Source organism: Fretibacterium fastidiosum, assembly GCF_000210715.1.
Classification (GTDB): Bacteria; Synergistota; Synergistia; order Synergistales; family Aminobacteriaceae; genus Fretibacterium; species Fretibacterium fastidiosum.
Window position 1 is genome coordinate 1,971,957 of record NC_021038.1, and the last position, 2,702, is coordinate 1,974,658.

Here is a 2,702-nt window from a genome sequence, read left to right on the forward strand (position 1 = left end):
GACGAGATGAAGGAGAGGCTCCTGGGGGTGCCGCGGGGGCTCCTGGAGGAGTTCGGCGCGGTGAGCCAGGACTGCGCCGAGGCCATGGCCCGCGGCGGGCTGTGGTTCTGTGGGGTGGACTTCTCCGTCGCCGTGACGGGCGTTGCCGGCCCCGGTGGCGGAACGCCCCTCAAGCCGGTGGGCGGCGTGTGGTTTGGGCTGGCGTCCCGCAGGAAGAACGGTAGGGCGGAGAGCAGAGCCTTCCACTGCCTCTTTCGCGGAGGGCGGGAGGAGGTGCGCCGCTCTGCCGTGAGCTGCGCCATGGCGGAGCTCTGGCGGATGGTCCGGGACGGACGGCCGTCGCTGATGCCGTGTTTCGAGCCCGGCGCCCTGGGGGATGCGACGGCGTAGGGGATAAGGCAAATTTCATGCGAAGGAAGTGAGTTTTTTGGCGAAGAAGAAGGCGCCCCAGACCCGTGAGGAGATACTGGATGAGGCGATCGGCGAGATACGATCGAAGTTCGGGGAAGGGGCCATCATGCGCCTTGGCGATGCCGCGCGAGCCAACGTCAGCGTGATCCCGTCGGGGGTGCTGCCCCTGGACGTCGCCCTCGGCATCGGAGGGTACCCGCGGGGGCGCATCATCGAGATATTCGGGCCGGAGGGCTCCGGAAAGACCACCGTGGCCCTCTACGGCATCGCGGAGGCGCAGAAGGCGGGGGGGATCGCCGCGTTCATCGACGCGGAGCACGCGCTGGACCCGCGCCTTGCCGCGACGCTTGGGGTGAAGGTGGAGGACCTCTACCTCTCTCAGCCGGACAGCGGAGAACAGGCGCTCTTCGTGCTGGACTCGCTGGTCCGAAGCGGCGCGGTAGACCTGGTGGTGGTGGACTCCGTGGCGGCCCTGACGCCTCAGGCGGAGATCGACGGCAAGATCGGCGAGAGCCAGCTGGGGCTTCAGGCGCGCCTGATGTCCTACGCGCTGCGGCGCCTCACCTCGGTGGTCGCGAAGACGAACTGCATCGTCATCTTCATCAACCAGCTGCGCGCCCTCATCTCCACCGGCTATGGGGCGGGCCCGACGGAGACGACGACGGGAGGGCGGGCCCTCAAGTTCTACTCCTCCGTCCGGCTCGAGGTCCGGCGCGGCAGGAAGATCGACAAGGGGGATGTGACCATCGGGCACGACCTCTTCCTGAAGGTGGTCAAGAACAAGCTGGCGCCCCCCTTCCGCACGGGGCACACGAGCCTCATCTACGGGCAGGGCATCCCCATGGGCGTCGCCGTGGTGGACATGGCGGTGGACTACGGCGTCATCCACAAGAAGGGCTCCTGGCTGGCCTACAAGGGCGAGACCCTGGGGCAGGGCAAGGACGCCGTGGCGAAGTTCCTGTCGACGAACCCGGCGCTGCAGGAGGAGATCGTGAAGGAGATCCTGGCCGAGGTGGGCAGGGGCATCGGCTTCAAGCCGGAGGGCGCGGAGGACGACGACGGCCTGCCCGCGGACGAGCCCGATGGCGTGCCCGGCCCCATGCCGGCACTGGAGGACGCAGAGGTGCCGGGCGAGGAAGCGGTGGAGGAGGGAATCCTGGACCTCTCCGACGACGAGAAGTGACGGGGCCGGCGCCGCGCCCCTTTCCCAAACGATCTGGAGATGCGTTATAATAAACGACGAGATTTCCCGCCGGGGCCGGCGCGGAAGAACGGATGCCCTGCGTGCGTCCGTAAGGAGGCGAATGGGTTTTGACTGAACAGCTTTTGACGGAAGGGACCTTGACCGGACAGGTCAGGGCCGGGAGCGTGGCGGAAGCGGCCAACGATCCCAGGCAGGATCCCAAGGACGTCGACGTTGAATCTCTGGGCGAGGAGCACATCAACCTCGTCTTTGCGTTGAGCAGCGAGGACTTTGGCGTGGACGTGAACCTCGTCCGTGAGATCGTCCGGGTCCCCTCGTTCATCACGCGGGTGCCGAACGCCCCCGCCTACATCCGCGGAGTCATCAACCTGAGGGGCACCATCGTGCCGGTCTTCGACATGCAGCTCAAGATCGGGATGCCCTCCACGCCCCTCACGGACGAGGCCCGCATCGTCGTGCTCTCCGTCAACGACGTCATGTTCGGAATCATCGTGAATTCGGTCCGGGAGGTGCGCACCATCTACGACACCCAGCTGGAACCGGCGACGAAGCTCTCCTCGGCCATGGACAAGCGTTATGTCCTCTGGGTGGCCAAGCCCACCGACGACCGCCTGATCCTCCTGCTGGACGTCTCCGCGCTCTTCGAGCTGGATCAGATCCTCCAGGAGGAGAACGAATAGCCCTTGATCCGCGTCAACCTCCACACGCACAGCACCTGTTCCGACGGCGCCTTCAGTCCGTCGGAACTGGTGCGTTTGTTGTCCCTCAATAAGGTCGCCGTCGCTGCCCTGACGGACCACGACACCGTCCTGGGGGTTCCGGCCTTCCTTGCCGGATGCCGCCGGCGGGGCATCCGCGCCGTGTCGGGAGTGGAGCTCTCGTCGCGTTTCGAGAACGGGGACGAGCTGCACATCCTTGGTTACCGCTTCAATTTGGAAGCCCCGGCCCTGACCCGTGCCCTTGACGGCTTCATCCGGACGCGGGAGGCGCGCAACGTGGCCATCTGTTCGCGGCTTCAAGGCCTGGGGGTTCCCGTGACGCTGGCGGACGCCGAGGCACGCGCGGGCGGGGCGCCGTCGGACGCCCC

At 66.9% G+C, this 2,702-nt stretch carries 4 protein-coding genes; all 4 read left to right on the forward strand.

From position 1 onward, the window contains the following. Nucleotides 1-390: CinA family protein (locus SY1_RS09020; RefSeq protein ID WP_208873528.1), on the forward strand; the 390-nt coding region annotated here is incomplete at its 5' end. A 37-nt stretch (nucleotides 391-427) separates the two neighbouring features. After that, a complete protein-coding gene (gene recA, locus SY1_RS09025; protein ID WP_208873529.1) occupies nucleotides 428-1,594 on the forward strand; it encodes a recombinase RecA in 1,167 nt (388 codons plus the stop codon). 128 nt (nucleotides 1,595-1,722) lie between these two features. Further along, complete coding sequence (locus SY1_RS09030) at nucleotides 1,723-2,295, forward strand: chemotaxis protein CheW (RefSeq protein ID WP_243440649.1); 573 nt, start codon at nucleotides 1,723-1,725, stop codon at nucleotides 2,293-2,295. A 3-nt stretch (nucleotides 2,296-2,298) separates the two neighbouring features. Continuing rightward, nucleotides 2,299-2,702: PHP domain-containing protein (locus tag SY1_RS09035; protein WP_208873530.1), on the forward strand; the 404-nt coding region annotated here is incomplete at its 3' end.